Consider the following 15,528-nt stretch of genomic DNA (forward strand, 5'->3'; position numbering starts at 1 on the left):
CTCCCATGACGTCGTACGGTCTCCTTCTCGGCCGCCGCGGCGGGGCCTGACCGGACCGGCACCCCGCCGCGGTGGTCAGGGTGCTCGCCGGTCCTTCCCACCGACGACGGAGAAGGAAGATCAGCCATGTACGACTGGAACCGGCAGCGCCCCAGCGCCATGCCGTACCACCGCTACCAGCCCGCCCACCAGCGCGTCGACGTGCCGCTCACCGGCCGCGGCTGGCCCGCCCGGCGCATCACCCGGGCCCCGCTCTGGGTGCCCGTCGACCTGCGCGACGGCAACCAGGCGCTGGCCGAGCCGATGGACCCGGCCCGCAAGCGCCGGATGTTCGGCCTGCTCACCCGCATGGGCTTCAAGGAGATCGAGGTCGGCTACCCGTCCGCCAGCCAGACGGACTTCGACTTCGTACGCGAGCTCGCCACGCCCGGAGCCGTGCCGGACGACGTGACCGTGGTGGTGTTCACGGCCGCCAGGCGGGACCTCATCGAGCGCACCTTCGCCTCGATCGAGGGCCTGCCCCGGGCGGTCGTGCACCTCTACACCGCCACCGCCCCCACCTGGCGCGACGTCGTCCTCGGCCACGACCGCCGCGAGCTGCGCGGGCTCATCACGGACGCCGCCGCGCACGTCGCCAGGCTCGCGGACGCCATGCTCGCGGACGGCCGGGACGTGCGCTTCCAGTTCTCGCCGGAGGTGTTCAACCTCACCGAGCCGGACTACGTCCTGGAGATCTGCAACGACCTGACTGCCCTGTGGGACGCCTCCCCGGACCGCCCGGTGATCCACAACCTGCCCGCGACGGTCGAGGTGGCCACGCCCAACGTGTACGCCGACCAGATCGAGTACATGCACCGCCACCTCGACCGCAGGGACGCCGTGATCCTGTCCGTGCACCCGCACAACGACCGCGGCACCGGCGTGGCCTGCGCCGAGCTGGCCCTGCTGGCGGGCGCGCAGCGGGTCGAGGGCTGCCTGTTCGGCAACGGCGAGCGCACCGGCAACGTGGACCTGGTCACGCTCGCGCTCAACCTGCACACCCAGGGCGTCGACCCCATGCTCGACCTCTCCGACATCGACGAGATCCGCCGGGTCGTCGAGCACTGCAACCGCCTGCCCGTCCCCGACCGCCACCCCTACGCCGGCGACCTCGTCCACACCGCCTTCTCCGGCACCCACCAGGACGCCATCGGCAAGGGCCTGGCCCACCACGCCAAGCGGGCCGCCGAGCTGGGCGTGCCGCCGGAGCAGGCGCCGTGGGAGGTGCCGTACCTGCCGATCGACCCCGCCGACATCGGCCGCGACTACCAGGCGGTCATCCGCGTCAACAGCCAGTCGGGCAAGGGCGGCATCGCCTACCTCCTCCGCACCCGGTACGGCCTGGAGCTGCCGCGCCGACTGCAGATCGACTTCTCGGCGGTCGTCCAGCGGGCGACCGACGGCAGCGGCGAGGAGATCACGGCCGAGCAGCTCTGGGAGCTGTTCCACGCCACCTACCTGGCTCCGGGGGAGAGCGGCGGGCCGGCCGAGTGGAGCACGCGGGAGACCGGGCCGGGGACGCACGAGTTCACCGGGACGCTGCGCGACGGGCGGCGGCTGCGCGGCACGGGCAACGGGCCGCTGTCCGCGCTGGCCGCCGCGCTGGCGGGCGACGGGACCGAGGTGGACATCCTGCACTACGCCGAGCACGCCCTCGACCCGGGCCGGGGCGGGCGGGCCATCGCGTACGTGGAGGCCCGCGTGAACGGTGTCACCCGCTGGGGCGCGGCCCAGGACACCTCCGTCCTGACCGCCTCGGTGCACGCCCTGCTCGCCGCCGTCCACCGGGCGCGCACCTCGGCACGGACGCCCGCTGGGACGGCTCAGCTCTGAGTGGCGATCTCCGCGGTCAGGTGGGCGACGCACTCGTCCCGGTAGTGGAGGACGCGGGCGCGCAGCCGGCCGGGGTCGGCCAGCACGGCCCGCGACACCGAGGGCACGACGGCGTGGCGTACGGGGCCGAACACCCGTGCCACGTCGGCGGGGGTGGCGCCCTGGGCGCCCAGCCCCGGAGCCAGGATGGGCCCGTTGAGGTCGGTCAGCGCGGTGAGCGCGTCGTCCGACGCGGGCAGGGTTGCGCCCATGACCACACCGACGGGCCCGAACGGCGCGTGCCCCGCGTTCGCCGCGGCGGCGCCGGCCAGCACCTGGCCGGCGACCGGCCGCTGCAGCGGGGCCGCCTCCGGGTTGGAGGTGCGGGCCAGCACGAACACGCCCGCGTCGTTGGCCACCGCCGACAGGATCGCGCCCTCCAGCGACCCGAACCCGAGATACGGGCTCAGCGTCACGGCGTCGGCGGCCAGCGGGCTGCCCCGGTCGAGGTAGGCCTCGGCGTAGGCGGCCATCGTGCTGTCGATGTCGCCGCGCTTGATGTCGAGCAGCACCAGCGTGCCGGCGTCGCGCAGGTCGGCGATGGTCCGCTCCAGCACGGCGATGCCCCGGCTGCCCCAGCGCTCGAAGAAGGCCGACTGGGGCTTGACCACGGCGGCGACGTCGCTCACCGCGTCGACCACGGTGCGGCTGAAACTCTCCAGGCCGGCGGGCGAGTCGTCGAGCCCCCAGGCGTGCAGCAGCGCCGGACTCGGATCGATGCCCACACAGAGAGGTCCGTACTTGTCGAGCCTGCCTCGCAGGCGTGTCCCGAACGACTCGTTCATCCCAAGGCCCCCTAACGACCTAACGCAGCCTAGCCCGGCATGGGCGCGGCCAGGAATGTTTACTGCGGCGATGGTATGAGCCGGTGTCTTCCAGGAGCGGCCTTGGGGGTAGATCAGGCTACATGTACGAGATCGCCCATCGGGTGCTGGTGCTGCGTACCGATCCGCCGCGTGAGGTCACCGTCACGGTCGGCCTGCCTTACGAGGAGCCGGCGGGCGACTGGTCGTGCCCGTACCGGATCGACGGGCTCGCCGGGTGGGAGCACGAGCGGAAGGTCACCGGGCTCGACTCGCTGGAGTCGATGGAGCTGGCGCTGGTCATGGTGCGGGCGGCGCTGGCCGGCTCGCACGAGGCCAGGGAGGGGCTGCTGCGCTGGGAGGAGGCGCCGGCGGGGCGGCGGGCGCAGACGGTGTACGTGACCGTGGACACGGACCGCGATGCCGCCTATATCGCGATGAAGCACGAAATAGTGCCAGATGAGGTCGTCCACCAGGTCACCGCGGAGGGTGCGGTGCTCGACTACGGCGACTCCGGGCAGCTCCTGGGCCTGGAGTTGAGCGAGGCGGCCACGCGGCTCCCGTCCGAGATGCGGCTCTGAATCCCCACCACCCTGAGCCTGAGCAGCACGTACCGGGATAATCGGCACCGTGACTCTTCCCAAGATCGTGGCCACCGACCTCGACGGCACCCTGCTCAACTCCGCGGGCTCCATCACCCCGCGCACCAGGAAGGCGCTCCAGCTCGCCCGCTCGGCCGGGGCCGAGATCGTCTTCGTCACCGCCAGGCCGCCGCGCGGCGTCCGCGACATCGCCGTCCAGGCGGGCGTCTCGGGCACCGCGGTCTGCAGCAACGGCGCCATCGTGTACGACCTGGCCACCGACGGGATCGTCGCCGACCACCCCCTCGACCGGGAAGCGGCGATGAAGGTCGCGCGGACCCTGGCCGAGGCGCTGCCCGGCATCGGCCTGGCCGTCGAGACCGGCAGGGGCGTGCTGCGGGAGCCCGCCTACACGCGGCGCATCGAGCACGACATGGCGTATCAGCGGGAGGTGAGCTCCGTCTTCGACGGCGACGAGCCCATCGTCAAGCTGCTGGCCCAGTCGCCCGGCCACACGGCGGACGAGATGTTCACGGCCGTGGTGGCGGCCATCGAGGGCCTGGCCGAGGTGACGCACTCCGGCGTGCACGGGCTCCTGGAGATCAGCGCGCCCGGGGTGACGAAGGCGGGCACCCTGGACGGGCTGTGCCGGGAGCGGGGGATCGAGCCCGCCCAGGTGGTGGCCTTCGGCGACATGCCGAACGACCTGGCCGTGCTCGCGTACGCGGGCGCCGGCTACGCCATGGCCAACGCGCACCACCTGGTGCTGGCGGCGATCGAGCGCCGCACGTCGTCGAACGACGAGGACGGCGTGGCCGCGGTCCTGGAGGAGCTCTACGGCTGAGTGGCGCCTGAGCGCGCGGCCGGGAGCCGGTGGCGGCCGCGCCGGCGAGGCCCGGTGGAGGTGCGCCGAGGTGCGGTGGAGGGCCTGCTGGGTGTGGTGGAGGGGGGTGCCCCGGCGCCTGCCCGCGGGGGTGGGTTCAGGGGAGCGGGCAGGCGCCGGGGACGTCAGGCGTCGTCGTCCGACACACGCGAGGCGCCCTCGCACGTGCTGGGCGACTTCGCGAGCACGGGCAGCAGCGCGCCGCAGGTGCTCACCGGAAGCGACACGGGCTCGACGATCTCGTCGTTGAAGATGATCACATCGCCGATGAGCGAGGTGCCGCCGCCCTGGGCGGACGCGTACGCGACCTGGGGGAGAAGCACGACGGGTGCGGCGATGACGGTAGCGGTGATGGCGGCGAGGCCGGCCGTGACTTTCGGCCGCCTCACCGCGGCGCCCCTAGGCGGCGACCCGCTTCTGCTGGAGGTGCGGACGTCGCGCACCGCCGCCGTTCGTCTCCTGGTAGCGCCGCGCGCCCGCCATGATCCGGTCGATCAGCGCCAGCGCCAGCGCCGAGACCACGAAGGTCAGGTGGATCAGTGTTTTCCAAAGCAGCTCCCTTTCGGTGATGGACGGCATGGAGGCGTTGATGAAGATCTGCAGGAGGTGGACGGACGAGATGCCGATGATCGCCATGGCCAGCTTGACCTTGAGCACGTTGGCGTTGACGTGGGACAGCCACTGGGGCTGGTCGGGATGGCCGTCGATGCGCAGGCGCGAGACGAACGTCTCGTAGCCGCCGATGATGACCATGATGAGCAGGTTGGACACCATGACGACGTCCACCAGGCCGAGGACGATCAGCATGACGGTGGTCTCGGGGGGCGAGCCGCCGAAGCCGAGCTCGACCAGATGGAGCAGCTCCAGCATGAACCGCCACGTGTAGACGATCTGGGCGATGATCAGCCCCATGTAGAGCGGCGCCTGGATCCACCGGCTGAGGAACATGAAGTAGCCGACGTGTCCGATCATGGTGCGTGACTCGTCCTGAGGCTCGGCCGCGGGCACCTGAGCGAGTCGCACTAGGACGTCATGACGTTGATGTGCTGGACCCAGGTCTCCACCTGGACGAGGGGCGGGCCACCGGTGAGGCGGTCGAGGGAGACGGGGAGCGCGGCAGCCGCCAGCGCGAGGGCGGCGGCGGTCAGGACTCGGGCCTTCAAAGGATCTCCTTGCTCTGGCGCTGTCAGGTGAACGGGGGATCGCGCTGCGGGGGGAGCCGAGCGGCGGGGCCGGGTGCCCGGCGGCGCGGCGACCAGGCCGCGCCGCCTGCGGGGGCAAGGGGGTCAGGCCGTCACGGCTGCAGGCAGTGCACGGCCGGCACCTCGGCGGGCACGCCGGGGGCGGCGGGGTCGATCAACGTCGTGATGTCGGCGCCGGTCTCGGCCAGGCAGGAGATGACGTGGAGGGGGTCGACCACGGCGTGCGCGGCGGGGGCGGCGAGCAGGGTGAGGCCGCCCGCGACGGCTGCGGCGGCGACGATCCGGCGTGGGGAGACGAGCATGGAACCTCCTGGGTAGCGAACGGTAACGAGCAACCGACGTTTAGCTACCCGGAGTAGTTGTTGAGTAACGCTCTGTATAATGAGAAAGCTTTAATCATGCTCCCAGCGATCCTGGGCGGCCATGACCTCGTCGCCGTGGTCGTGCGCCCAGATCCCGAACGCCTCGATCGGGCCGAGCAGGGTGCGGCCCAGCTCGGTCAGCTCGTACTCCACGCGGGGCGGGGCCTCGGCGTACGCGCGGCGCGAGACCAGGCCGTTGAACTCCAGGCGCCGCAGCGTCTCGGTGAGCACCTTCGTGCTGATGCCGCCGATCTCCTCGCGCAGCCGCCCGGGGCGGCGCGGGCCGTGGCGCAGCGCCCAGAGGACGACCGCGTTCCAGGTGTTGGCCATCAGGTCGAAGGCCAGCCTGGCCTGACAGTCGGCGATGAACACGTGAGCCTCCGTTGGGCACCGGATGGTGCGTGACGCGCTTTCTACAGTCTTTCTCCTACCAGTTCACACGCAGGAGGACAGACATGCGTATCGGGATACTCGGGGCGGGCGGAATGGCGGACGCCCTGGGCACGCAGTGGGCGAGGGCCGGGCACGAGGTGATGATCAGCGGCCGGGACGCCGCCACCACCGCGCACCGCGCCGCCCGGATGACCGAGACGGCCCGCGGCGCGGCCGTGCGGGCGGGGAACTGGGCGGAGGCGGCGGAGTTCGGGGAGGTGACGATGGTGGCGGTCCGGCAGGCCGGGCTGGGCGACGTGCTGAGGGCCGCCGGTGCGGCGCTGCGTGGCAAGCCGCTCATCGACGTCGCCAACGCCGAAGGCCCCGGCGGGCACGACCCTGCCCGTCCCATCGCCCCGATGATCCGCGAACACACGGGGGCGCATGTGGTGAAGGCGTTCAACCTCTGCCACGTTGACGTGTGGCGGATGACGCCGCCGGTGTTCGACGGGCGGCCGCTGGCCGTGCCGCTGTGCGGTGACGATCCGGCGGCCCTGGCGGCCGTGCGCGCGCTGGTCACCGACCTCGGCTGCACGCCCGTGGACGGCGGCGGGCTCGAACGGGCCGCGCTGCTGGAGGCGACGGCGACGTTCATGATCGGCCTCTGGTTCGGCGGCGCCGACGCCCAGGCCGTCCTGCCGCCGCTCTCCCACGCCGGGGTCTGACGGCCGGGCGTACGACCGGCGGCGTAGCGGGGATGACGACGACCGGCGGATGCGCGGGCGGCGGCCCGGGACGATCCTGGAGGCCTTCACCCCCGAGGTCAAAGGAGAGGTCCTGTGGTAAGCCAGGTCGCCAAGGGCGGCGCGTACATGACCGCGTTCAAGGTCGTCGTCGTGCTGAACACGCTGTCCGTGCTGGTGCAGGCCGTCACGGCCGGGCAGCTGATGAGCGGGGGAGCGGCGGGCGCGCACGGCATGGGGTCGTTCGTCGTGCACGGGCTGGGGCTGCTGCAACTCATCGCCGCCGTCCTGGTCTGGCGGCCGGGTCGCGGAGCGGGCTGGCCGGCACTGGTCAGCCTGCTGGTGCTGCTGCTCGGCTTCGTCCAGTCCGCGATGGGCGGCTCCGGCGTGATGGCGGTGCACGTGCCGCTCGGCATGACGATCTTCGGGCTCAGCGTCTGGCTCCTCGTCTGGGCCTGGCGTCGCTGACCCGCCGCCGGGCGGCGACGGCCGTACGGTCATGAACGGGGCATGAGCCGGGGTCAGGCGGGGTGGCGGGCCAGGTGGTCGGCGTGGCGGATCGGCTCGGGCAGGCGGTAGCGGGAGGCGAGGCGGAGCGTCTGGCCGGTGGCCGTGTCCAGGGAGATGCGGTGCCCCTGGGAGACGTACACCGGCTTGACGCCCGGCCGCGTGCGCAGCGCCCGGCCGACCACGGCGCCCTCGTGGACGATCGGGGACCAGTCGCCCCGCTCCGGCCCCGGCGTCTCGTACGTGCCGACGAACGGCGTCTTGCCCACTCCGAGCGCGGGCACGCCGGTCAGCACGCCCAGGTGGCAGGCCAGGCCGAAGCCGCGCGGGTGCGCCAGCCCGTACCCGTCGCAGACCAGCAGGTCGGGCGTGACCGTGAGCCGTTCGAGCGCCTCCACCAGGGCGGGCAACTCGCGGAAGGCGAACAGCCCCGGCACGTACGGGAACGCCACCCTGCCCTCGACCACCACCTGCTCCACCGGCTCCGGCGCGCCCGGGTCGAGCACGACCACGGCGGCCGTCAGCTCGTCGCCCCGATAGTGCACGTCCAGCCCCGCCACCAGCCTGAAGTCGGTGGGTCCTGTGAGCTCGACCTGCCCGCGGAGCCGGTCCTGGAGGGCCTGCGCCTCGGCGACGCTGCCGGGCCATGGGTGAAGCTGCTTGACCTGCACCCGCCTACGGTATGCCCTCACCGCACGCCGCGCGGCCGGGGGCGGAGGGTGCAGGCGGCGATCAGGCCTGTCTGGCGCCGACCTCCCGCGCGGCGCCGGAGGATTCGGTGGCGAGCGCGGCGAAGCGGGTGGCGACCCGGTGCCAGATCGGCGTGGACACCGGCTCGTCCGCCACCGCCCGCGCGTACACCTCGTCGGGGTCGAAGCCGTCCGCCCGCCACTCCCTGATGCGCGCGGGCAGCACCTCGGGGTGGAACTGCACGCCCCAGGCCCGCTCGCCCACCCGGAATGCCTGGTACGGGCACGCGGCCGTCTCCGCCAGCCAGACCGCCCCGCCCGGCAGCCGGGTGACCGCGTCCTTGTGGTGCTCGACCGCCGGCACCGCCTCCGGCAGGCCGTGGAAGAGCGGGTCGGCGGCGGCCTCGGGGCGGATCGTGACGGGAAGGCTGCCGTTCTCCGGCGCGCCGGTGTCGCCGCTCACCTCGCCGCCCGCGACCTGCGCCAGCATCTGGCCGCCCAGGCAGATGCCGAACATCGGCACCTCCTCCTCCAGCGCCTGGCCCACGAGCCGCCGGGCGTCCGCCAGCCAGGGCGCCCGCTCGTCGTCGCCGGGCAGGTAGCCGCCGCCGAGCACGATCAGGGCGGCGTGGTCGAGGCGGCGGGGCAGCGGCGCGCCCTCGTGGGCGAGGACCACGTCCAGCGCCAGCCCGGCGTCCTCCAGCCACCCGCCGAACCGGCTGGGGCCGCCGCTCCTGCTGTTCTGAACGATCAGAACCTCACCCATGTGAGATCTCCATCCTTATGCGAAGACCGGCCGGTGAAGTGTGCAGGCCGGTGACAGGGAGGACGTCCTTTGCCTGGCATGGGGAGGTCCGCCGGCGGCGTGCGGACGGCCGCTCGCGGAGGAGCGGCGACCGCCGGGGCACGGAGACCGTCGGAGGGGCGAAGACCGCCGGGGCGCGGAGACCGTCGGAGGGGCGGCGACCGCCGGGGCGCGGAGATCGCCGGGGCGCGGCGGACGTCCCGGCGGCAGCGTGACCAGGTGTTCCGTCGGTGGCGTGACCAGGCGTCATGTCGGTGGCGTGACGGAGCGTCATGGCAGGTTGGCCGCGCGGGCCGTGTGGCGGAGCAGCAGCGCGGTCGTCACGGGGCCGACCCCGCCAGGAACGGGGGTGAGGGCGCCCGCCACCTCGGCCACCGCGTCGAAGTCGACGTCGCCCACCAGCCCGCCGTCGTCGGTCGGGTTGGTGCCGACGTCGATCACCACGGCACCCGGCGCGACGTGCCCGGCGCCGATCAGCGCCGGCCGGCCCACCGCCGCGACCAGCACCTCGGCGGTGGAGGTGACGGAGGCCAGGTCGCGGGTGCGCGAGTGGCAGACGGTGACGGTGGCGTGCCGGTCGAGCAGCAGGTGGGCCAGCGGCTTGCCCACCACGGTCGAGCGGCCGACCACCACCGCCCGCCGGCCCGCCAGGTCCACCTCGTAGTGGTCGAGCAGCGCCATCACGGCCGCCGCCGTGGCGGGCGCGAACGCGGGCAGCCCGGCGGCCAGGCGGCCGAGCGAGAGCGGGTTGGCGCCGTCGACGTCCTTGCGCGGGTCGATGCCGGCCGCCAGCTGCTGCGCGGACGCGCCCGCGGGAAGCGGGGTCTGCAGCATGACGCCGTGCACGTTGGCGTCGGCGCTGAGCTTGGCCAGCGTCTCGGCGATCCGCTCGGGCTCGGCCCGCGGGCCGAGGTCGACCAGGTCGCAGGCGATGCCCACGCCGGCCGCCGCCTTGGCGATCGACCGGACGTACCACAGGCTCGCCTCGTCGTCCGTCGCCACCACCACGGCCAGGCGCGGCTGCGGCCCGGCGGCGGCCTCGGCCTCCGTCTGGGCCCTGATGGCGGCCGCCAGCTCCTTCCCGCTGAGCGTCTTCACTGGGTGATCTCCTCGCGTACCTCGGCGGTCACCCAGTCTGCCCTGGCGACGGCCGCGTCCACGCCGGCGACGCGCGCGTTCAGCTCCTCGCGTACCCGCTGGTCCTTGATGCCGGCCAGGTTGATCTCGACGTTGAGCCTGGCCGTGGTGAGCGCGGCGCGCGCCGCCTCGGCGGCGGCGCCCACGTCGCTGAGGACGTTGCGGTTGCAGAACGGCAGTAGCACCTCGCACAGCTCGATGACGCGCGTGGCGGCCTCGATCACGCGGGCGGGCGGCTCGGCCGCCCCGGCGAGCGCCCTGGCGATGGCGGCGCTGCGCTCCTCGCCCTTGGGCAGCCGGTAGGCGTCGGTGACCGCGGTGAACGCCGCCGCGTCCTCCTCCGCCAGCCGCAGGCCTCTGGCGCGTAGAGCGTCGGTCTCGGACAGCACCCCGACGACGGTCTCGGCGTGGCCGGCATAGCGCTCGCCGGTCGTGTAACGGGCCACCATGCCGAGGAGCGCGGCGGCCTGCGCCGCGTGCAGGGCGGCCGTCGCGCCGCCGCCCGGCGCGGGCACCCGCTCCGCCAGCTCGGTCAGGAAATCGACGATCTTCGTGTCGCGCATGGCGGCATTCTGCCAGGCCGCGTTCCGGTCAATCGCGGAACATCGGCCGTGTGGTGTCCTCGGGGCCGTGCTGCGGCAGGTACGGCGAGGGCGCGGGATCGTAGGCGGACGGGTACGCGGAGGGCTCCGCCGACGACCGCCACCGCGACGGGAACAGCGACGCGACCAGCAGCGCGACCCCGAGGAAGGCCAGCACGCCGGAGTAGGACACCGTCCGGAACCCCGTCTCCATGGCGCCCGGCAGCAAGTGGTCGGGCAGCAGCCGCGTGCCCTGCATCTCGATCCAGGGCACGACGCCGAGGGCGGTGAACGCCAGGCCGCCCAGCAGGGAGGCGATGGGGGACAGGCGCGAGCCGGCCAGCAGCGCCAGCACGATCGCCGACGCGGCGACCGAGGCCAGCCCGAGCCAGGAGATCTGGAACGCCGCGCTGGACCTCAGCGCGATCTCGCCGACGCCGAACCACAGCCCGGCGGCGACCAGCGGCGGGAGCAGCAGTCCAGCGACCACTCCCAGAGCGTGACGGGAACCGTTTGACATGACTAAACCCCGTTTGTTCGCTTGTGTCCCAACCTACCCCTCGATCGCCGCGGTGTTGCGAGGTTGCTGAAAAGTCCCTGTGAAGCCGGTCGCTGGGCCTTTGCCCCCGCCGCGCCCTGGGCCATCGTGAGCCACATGAGATCCGCGATCCTGAAGACCGCACTCAGCACCCTGGCCGCCGCGCTCCTCATCGGCGCGCCCGCGCAGGCGGCCGGAGAGCCCGCAGCCCAGGCAGCGGGGAAGCCCGCCACGCAGGCGGGCGGCAAGCCCGACGCGTTCGCCCTGCCGAACGGCTTCCAGCCGGAGGGCATCGAGATCGGGCCGGGCCCGTACGCCTACCTCGGCTCCCGCGCGACCGGCGACATCTACCGCGCCGACCTGCGCACCGGCAAGGGGTCCGTCATCAGCAAGGGCCCCGGCACGCCCTCCCTCGGGCTGAAGACCGACAGGCGCGGCCGGCTGTTCGTGGCCGGGGGCACCGGCGGCGACGCCCGGGTGATCGACCTGCGCACCGGGAGGGTGCTCAAGTCGTACCGGCTGGCCACCGGCACGTCGTTCGTCAACGACGTCGTCCTGACGCGGCACGCGGCGTACTTCACCGACTCCGCGAACCCGGTGCTCTACAAGCTCACGCTGGGGCGTGGCGGCGCGCTGCCCGACGAGGCCGTCACGATCCCGCTGTCCGGCGACATCCAGTACACGACCGGCACCAACGCCAACGGCATCGTCCCCAGCCCCGACCGCCGGTCGCTGCTGATCGTCCAGTCGAACACCGGCAAGCTGTTCGAGGCCGACCCGTCCACCGGCGTGACCACCGAGGTGGACCTGGGCGGCGAGTCGCTGGTCAACGGCGACGGGCTGCTGCTGTCCGGCCGCACCCTGTACGCCGTGCAGAACCGCCTCAACGCGATCGCCGTGGTCGGCCTGGCCCGCGACGGCTCGTCCGGCAAGGTCGTGGAACGGCTGACCGACCCGCGCTTCGACGTCCCCTCGACGGTCGCGGCCCACGGCAGGCGCCTCTACCTGCCCAACGCCCGCTTCACGACCCCGCCCACCCCCGACACGCCGTACTCGGTGGTCGCGGTCAAGCGCTGACCCCCGGCCGCGCCCCCGCCGGTCGCGGGAGCGGCGGGGGCGTCACTTCTTGATCGTGTACTTGTCGCCGTAGACCTTCCAGGTCAGCGGCGGCTTGAGGTCGAGGTTGCGGTTCCTCAGGAAGACGCGCTGCATGGTGTCCACCCGGCTGGTGTCCTCGTGCGCCTCCTCCGCCTTCATCGCCTTCTTCCGGGCGTCGAGGAACGCGTTGAGGTACGCCGCCTCGTCGCCGCCCCGCGCCGGTGGCTTCGCCTTGGCCAGGGCGCTCTTCCTGATGCCGCCGAAGCTGAGCCTGTCGCCGCCGGGCCCGTGCATGACCATGGCGTCGTAGTAGACGAACTGGCCGAGGGCCCGCAGCCCGTCCTTCTCGGCCTGCTTGACGGCCGGGTCGAAGTAGACGCGGTCGCGCTCGTCGTTCTGGGCGCGCTGGAAGGCGGGGTCCTTGGCGGCCTTCTTCCAGTCCCTGACGAAGCGGCGGCCGAGACCCTTGTGCGAGTCGGTGCCGTTCACCTTCCGCAGCGCGGGCAGGTATTTCGCGAGGACGTTGTGGGGCTCGCGCCTGGTGTAGAGCTGGACCAGCTTGAGCATGTCGCCGGTGCCGGAGCAGAAGCCGATGATGCCGGCCGTGTAGCCGCGGTCGTCGTCGATGTCCTCGATGTAGCCGTACTGGGCCTTCCAGTCGAGCGAGGAGTTCTCGGCGCTCGACACCAGCCGCATGGCGATGTCCTTCTTGTGCGGATCGGCGAGGCCCGTACCTGTCAGGGCGAGGGAGAGGGTCAGGAGCGTGGCGGTCAGCACATGACGGACCTTACTGGATCAAGGGCCGCAACGCTGCCAATTGCTCCTCGAACGGGACGACCTCCTCCTCTGCCTCCTCCCCGGCCTTCGCCTTGGGCGTACGGTGCCGCAGCAGCTCGGCCAGCTCGCCGGCCGCGCGGGCGATGCGCCGGCCGAGACCGTCGGTGAAATCGTCGGACGCGCCGCCCCAGTCCTCGGAGGCCGCGTAGACGGCGGTGGGCACGACGACGGCGCGCAGGTACGTGAACAGCGGCCGCACCGCGTGCTCCAGCGCCAGCGAGTGGCGGGCGGTGCCGCCGGTGGCGCCGATGAGCACGGGCGTGCCCTCCAGCGCGGTGTTGTCGATCACGTCGAAGAACGACTTGAACAGGCCGCTGTACGAGCCGCTGAAGATCGGCGTGACCGCGACGACCCCGTCGGCCCCGGTCACCGCCTCGATCACCTCGCGCAGCCTGGTGTTCGGGAAGCCGGTCACGAAGGCGTTCGCGACATCGACGGCGAGGTCGCGCAGCTCGATCACGCGTACCTCGGCCTCGACCTGCGCGGTGACGGCCTCGGCCAGGCGGTCGGCGAGCAGGCGGCTGGAGGAGGGCTGGGTCAGGCCGGCCGTGACGACGGCGAGCTTCATGGGTCTCCTTCCCGTGGTCAGACGATGCGGCAGGCGGTGGCGGGTTCAGGCGGTGGCGGGTTCAGGCGGTGGCGGGTTCAGGCGGTCACGGGGGCGTTCCGGGCGGCGAGCAGGGAGGCGTGCGTGGGCGCGCCGGGCACCTGCTCGGGCCGGCCCTTGGCGAACTCCTTGCGCAGCACCGGCACGACCTCCTCGCCGAGCAGGTCGAGCTGCTCCAGCACGGTCTTCAGCGGCAGCCCCGCGTGGTCCATGAGGAACAGCTGGCGCTGGTAGTCTCCGAAGTGCTCCCTGAACTCCAGGGTCCTGTCGATGACCTGCTGCGGGCTGCCCACGGTGAGCGGCGTCTCGGCCATGAAGTCCTCCAGGGAGGGGCCGTGGCCGTACACGGGGGCGTTGTCGAAGTACGGGCGGAACTCGCGTACCGCGTCCTGGGAGTTCCTGCGCATGAACACCTGGCCGCCCAGGCCCACGACGGCCTGCTCGGGAGTGCCGTGGCCGTAATGGGCGTACCGCTGCCGGTAGAGGGTGATCAGGCGGATGAAGTGCTCCTTCGGCCAGAAGATGTTGTTGGCGAAGAAGCCGTCACCGTAGTAGGCGGCCTGCTCGGCGATCTCGGGGCTGCGGATGGAGCCGTGCCAGACGAACGGCGGCACCCCGTCGAGCGGGCGCGGCGTGCTCGTGAAGCCCTGCAGCGGCGTGCGGAAGCGGCCCTCCCAGTCGACCACGTCCTCGCGCCAGAGCTTGTGCAGCAGCGCGTAGTTCTCCACGGCGAGCGGGATGCCCTGCCGGATGTCCTGCCCGAACCACGGATAGACCGGCCCGGTGTTGCCGCGGCCCAGCATGAGGTCCACCCGGCCGTCGGCCAGGTGCTGGAGCATCGCGAAGTCCTCGGCGATCTTGACCGGGTCGTTGGTGGTGATCAGGGTGGTGGCCGTGGAGAGGATCAGGCGCTGGGTCCTGGCCGCGACGTAGCCCAGCATGGTGGTGGGGGAGGAGGGCACGAAGGGCGGATTGTGGTGCTCGCCCGTGGCGAACACGTCGAGCCCGACCTCCTCGGCCTTGAGCGCGATCGCCACCATCGCCTTGATCCGCTCGTGCTCGGTCGGCGTCCTGCCCGTGGTGGGGTCCGTGGTGACGTCGCCCACACTGAAGATCCCGAACTGCACTGTAGTCACCATCCATGACTGTTGAATTTTTGACGGGTACGGTAGCGCCGAGCACCTCCGAGATATTCCACCATGGGGGTGGCTACGAGGCGAGCGCGTTGATGTCGGACGGCCCGAGGACGCGCCGGGGCGCGCCCCGCGCGGCGACCGCGATCATGGCCCGCCCGATCCGCTCCGTCGTGGTGACCGCCGACGGGAACATCAGCCGCAGCAGCGGATAGAGCGGCCGGGCCACGACATAGGCGACGCGGTAGAGCCGGGTGCGGGACGTGGCGCCGTGGAGGGGCTGGATGTAGCCGGGCCGGAACATGTAGGCGTTGAGCGGCAGCCCGAGCAGGGCGTTCTCGGTCTCGCCCTTGACCCTGGCCCACATGGTGCGCGACCGGGCGTCGGTGCCGGCGCCGGAGACGTACACGAACGTCGAGTGGGGGGAGAGCCGCGCCAGCGTGCTCGCCACGTTCAGCGTGAGGTCGTAGGTGACGCGCCGGTAGTCGCCCTCCCTCATCCCGGCCGAGGAGACCCCGAGGCAGAAGAAGCACGCGTCGTGGCCCGCCAGCTCGCCCTCGACGGCCGCCAGATCGAGCAGGTCGGCGTGGACGAGCTCGCGCAGCTTGTCATGGACGACGCCCACCGTGCTGCGCCCGACCGCCAGCACGGCGCTCACGCGGTCGTCGAGCAGGCACTCCCTGAGCACGCCGCGCCCGATCATCCCGGTCGCCCCGAACAGCACCACTTTCATCGCCCG

At 72.6% G+C, this 15,528-nt stretch carries 21 protein-coding genes; 6 read left to right on the forward strand and 15 right to left on the reverse strand.

Translation table 11 applies throughout. The annotated features are described in order from the left end of the window. The first annotated feature begins 126 nt into the window (after window positions 1–126). Complete coding sequence (leuA, locus tag FH608_RS22935) at window positions 127–1,872, forward strand: 2-isopropylmalate synthase (RefSeq protein ID WP_226899794.1); 1,746 nt, start codon at window positions 127–129, stop codon at window positions 1,870–1,872. Here the strand turns inward: leuA and pyrF are convergent. Next, window positions 1,863–2,696, reverse strand: a complete 834-nt coding sequence (pyrF, locus tag FH608_RS22940) for an orotidine-5'-phosphate decarboxylase (RefSeq protein WP_139632620.1) — start codon at window positions 2,694–2,696, stop codon at window positions 1,863–1,865. The two genes, leuA and pyrF, sit on opposite strands and share 10 nt — an antisense overlap. A gap of 122 nt (window positions 2,697–2,818) precedes the next feature. Between pyrF and FH608_RS22945 the strand changes: the two genes are divergently transcribed. Then, window positions 2,819–3,295, forward strand: coding sequence for a DUF2283 domain-containing protein (locus tag FH608_RS22945; RefSeq protein ID WP_139632621.1), 477 nt, complete (start codon window positions 2,819–2,821; stop codon window positions 3,293–3,295). Between the two features lie 49 nt (window positions 3,296–3,344). Next, entirely contained in the window at window positions 3,345–4,139 is a 795-nt protein-coding gene (locus tag FH608_RS22950) for a Cof-type HAD-IIB family hydrolase (protein WP_193318568.1), read from the forward strand. Between the two features lie 164 nt (window positions 4,140–4,303). Here FH608_RS22950 and FH608_RS22955 read toward each other — a convergent pair whose 3' ends face one another. From FH608_RS22955 to FH608_RS22970, 5 genes are all read right to left on the reverse strand, one after another. Further along, complete coding sequence (locus tag FH608_RS22955; RefSeq protein ID WP_139632622.1) at window positions 4,304–4,567, reverse strand: hypothetical protein; 264 nt, start codon at window positions 4,565–4,567, stop codon at window positions 4,304–4,306. Between the two features lie 10 nt (window positions 4,568–4,577). Beyond that, window positions 4,578–5,150, reverse strand: coding sequence for a TIGR00645 family protein (locus FH608_RS22960; protein WP_139632623.1), 573 nt, complete (start codon window positions 5,148–5,150; stop codon window positions 4,578–4,580). Between the two features lie 50 nt (window positions 5,151–5,200). Continuing rightward, complete coding sequence (locus FH608_RS51600) at window positions 5,201–5,341, reverse strand: hypothetical protein (protein WP_153264020.1); 141 nt, start codon at window positions 5,339–5,341, stop codon at window positions 5,201–5,203. 131 nt (window positions 5,342–5,472) lie between these two features. Then, window positions 5,473–5,682, reverse strand: coding sequence for a hypothetical protein (locus tag FH608_RS22965; protein ID WP_139632624.1), 210 nt, complete (start codon window positions 5,680–5,682; stop codon window positions 5,473–5,475). 90 nt (window positions 5,683–5,772) lie between these two features. Next, window positions 5,773–6,114: a winged helix-turn-helix transcriptional regulator gene (locus tag FH608_RS22970; protein WP_226899795.1), complete on the reverse strand. Its 342-nt coding sequence runs from the start codon at window positions 6,112–6,114 to the stop codon at window positions 5,773–5,775. Between the two features lie 83 nt (window positions 6,115–6,197). Here FH608_RS22970 and FH608_RS22975 point away from each other — a divergent pair, with 83 nt between their 5' ends. Both FH608_RS22975 and FH608_RS22980 read left to right on the forward strand, forming a co-directional pair. Then, on the forward strand, window positions 6,198–6,839 hold the full coding sequence (locus tag FH608_RS22975; RefSeq protein ID WP_139632625.1) for an NADPH-dependent F420 reductase: 642 nt from the start codon (window positions 6,198–6,200) through the stop codon (window positions 6,837–6,839). A 114-nt stretch (window positions 6,840–6,953) separates the two neighbouring features. Continuing rightward, a complete protein-coding gene (locus tag FH608_RS22980) occupies window positions 6,954–7,325 on the forward strand; it encodes a hypothetical protein (protein ID WP_139632626.1) in 372 nt (123 codons plus the stop codon). A gap of 53 nt (window positions 7,326–7,378) precedes the next feature. Here the strand turns inward: FH608_RS22980 and FH608_RS22985 are convergent, their stop codons facing one another. The 5 genes from FH608_RS22985 to FH608_RS23005 all read right to left on the reverse strand — a co-directional run bounded on the left by FH608_RS22985 (window position 7,379) and on the right by FH608_RS23005 (window position 11,066). After that, complete coding sequence (locus FH608_RS22985; RefSeq protein WP_139632627.1) at window positions 7,379–8,035, reverse strand: endonuclease V; 657 nt, start codon at window positions 8,033–8,035, stop codon at window positions 7,379–7,381. A 61-nt stretch (window positions 8,036–8,096) separates the two neighbouring features. Continuing rightward, window positions 8,097–8,819, reverse strand: a complete 723-nt coding sequence (locus FH608_RS22990) for a type 1 glutamine amidotransferase (protein WP_139632628.1) — start codon at window positions 8,817–8,819, stop codon at window positions 8,097–8,099. Window positions 8,820–9,128: 309 nt separating this feature from the next. After that, window positions 9,129–9,956 carry a bifunctional 5,10-methylenetetrahydrofolate dehydrogenase/5,10-methenyltetrahydrofolate cyclohydrolase gene (locus FH608_RS22995; protein ID WP_139632629.1) on the reverse strand — a complete coding sequence of 276 codons (828 nt, stop codon included), beginning with the start codon at window positions 9,954–9,956 and terminating at the stop codon, window positions 9,129–9,131. Further along, complete coding sequence (locus FH608_RS23000) at window positions 9,953–10,558, reverse strand: cyclodeaminase/cyclohydrolase family protein (protein ID WP_139632630.1); 606 nt, start codon at window positions 10,556–10,558, stop codon at window positions 9,953–9,955. The genes FH608_RS22995 and FH608_RS23000 overlap by 4 nt, the downstream gene beginning before the upstream one ends. 28 nt (window positions 10,559–10,586) lie before the next feature. After that, complete coding sequence (locus FH608_RS23005; RefSeq protein WP_139632631.1) at window positions 10,587–11,066, reverse strand: hypothetical protein; 480 nt, start codon at window positions 11,064–11,066, stop codon at window positions 10,587–10,589. 165 nt (window positions 11,067–11,231) lie between these two features. Here FH608_RS23005 and FH608_RS23010 point away from each other — a divergent pair, with 165 nt between their 5' ends. Beyond that, on the forward strand, window positions 11,232–12,191 hold the full coding sequence (locus FH608_RS23010; RefSeq protein WP_139632632.1) for an SMP-30/gluconolactonase/LRE family protein: 960 nt from the start codon (window positions 11,232–11,234) through the stop codon (window positions 12,189–12,191). A gap of 42 nt (window positions 12,192–12,233) precedes the next feature. Here the strand turns inward: FH608_RS23010 and FH608_RS23015 are convergent, their stop codons facing one another. The 4 genes from FH608_RS23015 to FH608_RS23030 form a co-directional block, all read right to left on the reverse strand. After that, the gene (locus tag FH608_RS23015; RefSeq protein ID WP_317135575.1) at window positions 12,234–12,989 is read right to left on the reverse strand and encodes a chitosanase; all 756 of its coding nucleotides are present in this window, start codon (window positions 12,987–12,989) and stop codon (window positions 12,234–12,236) included. A gap of 10 nt (window positions 12,990–12,999) precedes the next feature. Further along, on the reverse strand, window positions 13,000–13,617 hold the full coding sequence (locus FH608_RS23020; RefSeq protein WP_139632633.1) for an FMN reductase: 618 nt from the start codon (window positions 13,615–13,617) through the stop codon (window positions 13,000–13,002). 77 nt (window positions 13,618–13,694) lie between these two features. Continuing rightward, window positions 13,695–14,783 carry an LLM class flavin-dependent oxidoreductase gene (locus FH608_RS23025; protein ID WP_139632634.1) on the reverse strand — a complete coding sequence of 363 codons (1,089 nt, stop codon included), beginning with the start codon at window positions 14,781–14,783 and terminating at the stop codon, window positions 13,695–13,697. Between the two features lie 82 nt (window positions 14,784–14,865). After that, a complete protein-coding gene (locus FH608_RS23030) occupies window positions 14,866–15,522 on the reverse strand; it encodes an NAD(P)H-binding protein (protein ID WP_139632635.1) in 657 nt (218 codons plus the stop codon). Window positions 15,523–15,528 lie beyond the last annotated feature (6 nt).

Source organism: Nonomuraea phyllanthi (assembly GCF_006334985.2).
Lineage (GTDB): Bacteria > Actinomycetota > Actinomycetes > Streptosporangiales > Streptosporangiaceae > Nonomuraea > Nonomuraea phyllanthi.

What these genes read in the sequence shown, in the direction of transcription:
- leuA (WP_226899794.1), top strand. Translation starts at nt 127, where the DNA reads ATGTACGACTGGAACCGGCAGCGCCCCAGCGCCATGCCGTACCACCGC.
- pyrF (WP_139632620.1), bottom strand. Translation starts at nt 2,696, where the DNA reads ATGAACGAGTCGTTCGGGACACGCCTGCGAGGCAGGCTCGACAAGTAC.
- FH608_RS22945 (WP_139632621.1), top strand. Translation starts at nt 2,819, where the DNA reads ATGTACGAGATCGCCCATCGGGTGCTGGTGCTGCGTACCGATCCGCCG.
- FH608_RS22960 (WP_139632623.1), bottom strand. Translation starts at nt 5,150, where the DNA reads ATGATCGGACACGTCGGCTACTTCATGTTCCTCAGCCGGTGGATCCAG.
- FH608_RS22965 (WP_139632624.1), bottom strand. Translation starts at nt 5,682, where the DNA reads ATGCTCGTCTCCCCACGCCGGATCGTCGCCGCCGCAGCCGTCGCGGGC.
- FH608_RS22975 (WP_139632625.1), top strand. Translation starts at nt 6,198, where the DNA reads ATGCGTATCGGGATACTCGGGGCGGGCGGAATGGCGGACGCCCTGGGC.
- FH608_RS22990 (WP_139632628.1), bottom strand. Translation starts at nt 8,819, where the DNA reads ATGGGTGAGGTTCTGATCGTTCAGAACAGCAGGAGCGGCGGCCCCAGC.
- FH608_RS23000 (WP_139632630.1), bottom strand. Translation starts at nt 10,558, where the DNA reads ATGCGCGACACGAAGATCGTCGATTTCCTGACCGAGCTGGCGGAGCGG.
- FH608_RS23010 (WP_139632632.1), top strand. Translation starts at nt 11,232, where the DNA reads ATGAGATCCGCGATCCTGAAGACCGCACTCAGCACCCTGGCCGCCGCG.
- FH608_RS23020 (WP_139632633.1), bottom strand. Translation starts at nt 13,617, where the DNA reads ATGAAGCTCGCCGTCGTCACGGCCGGCCTGACCCAGCCCTCCTCCAGC.
- FH608_RS23030 (WP_139632635.1), bottom strand. Translation starts at nt 15,522, where the DNA reads ATGAAAGTGGTGCTGTTCGGGGCGACCGGGATGATCGGGCGCGGCGTG.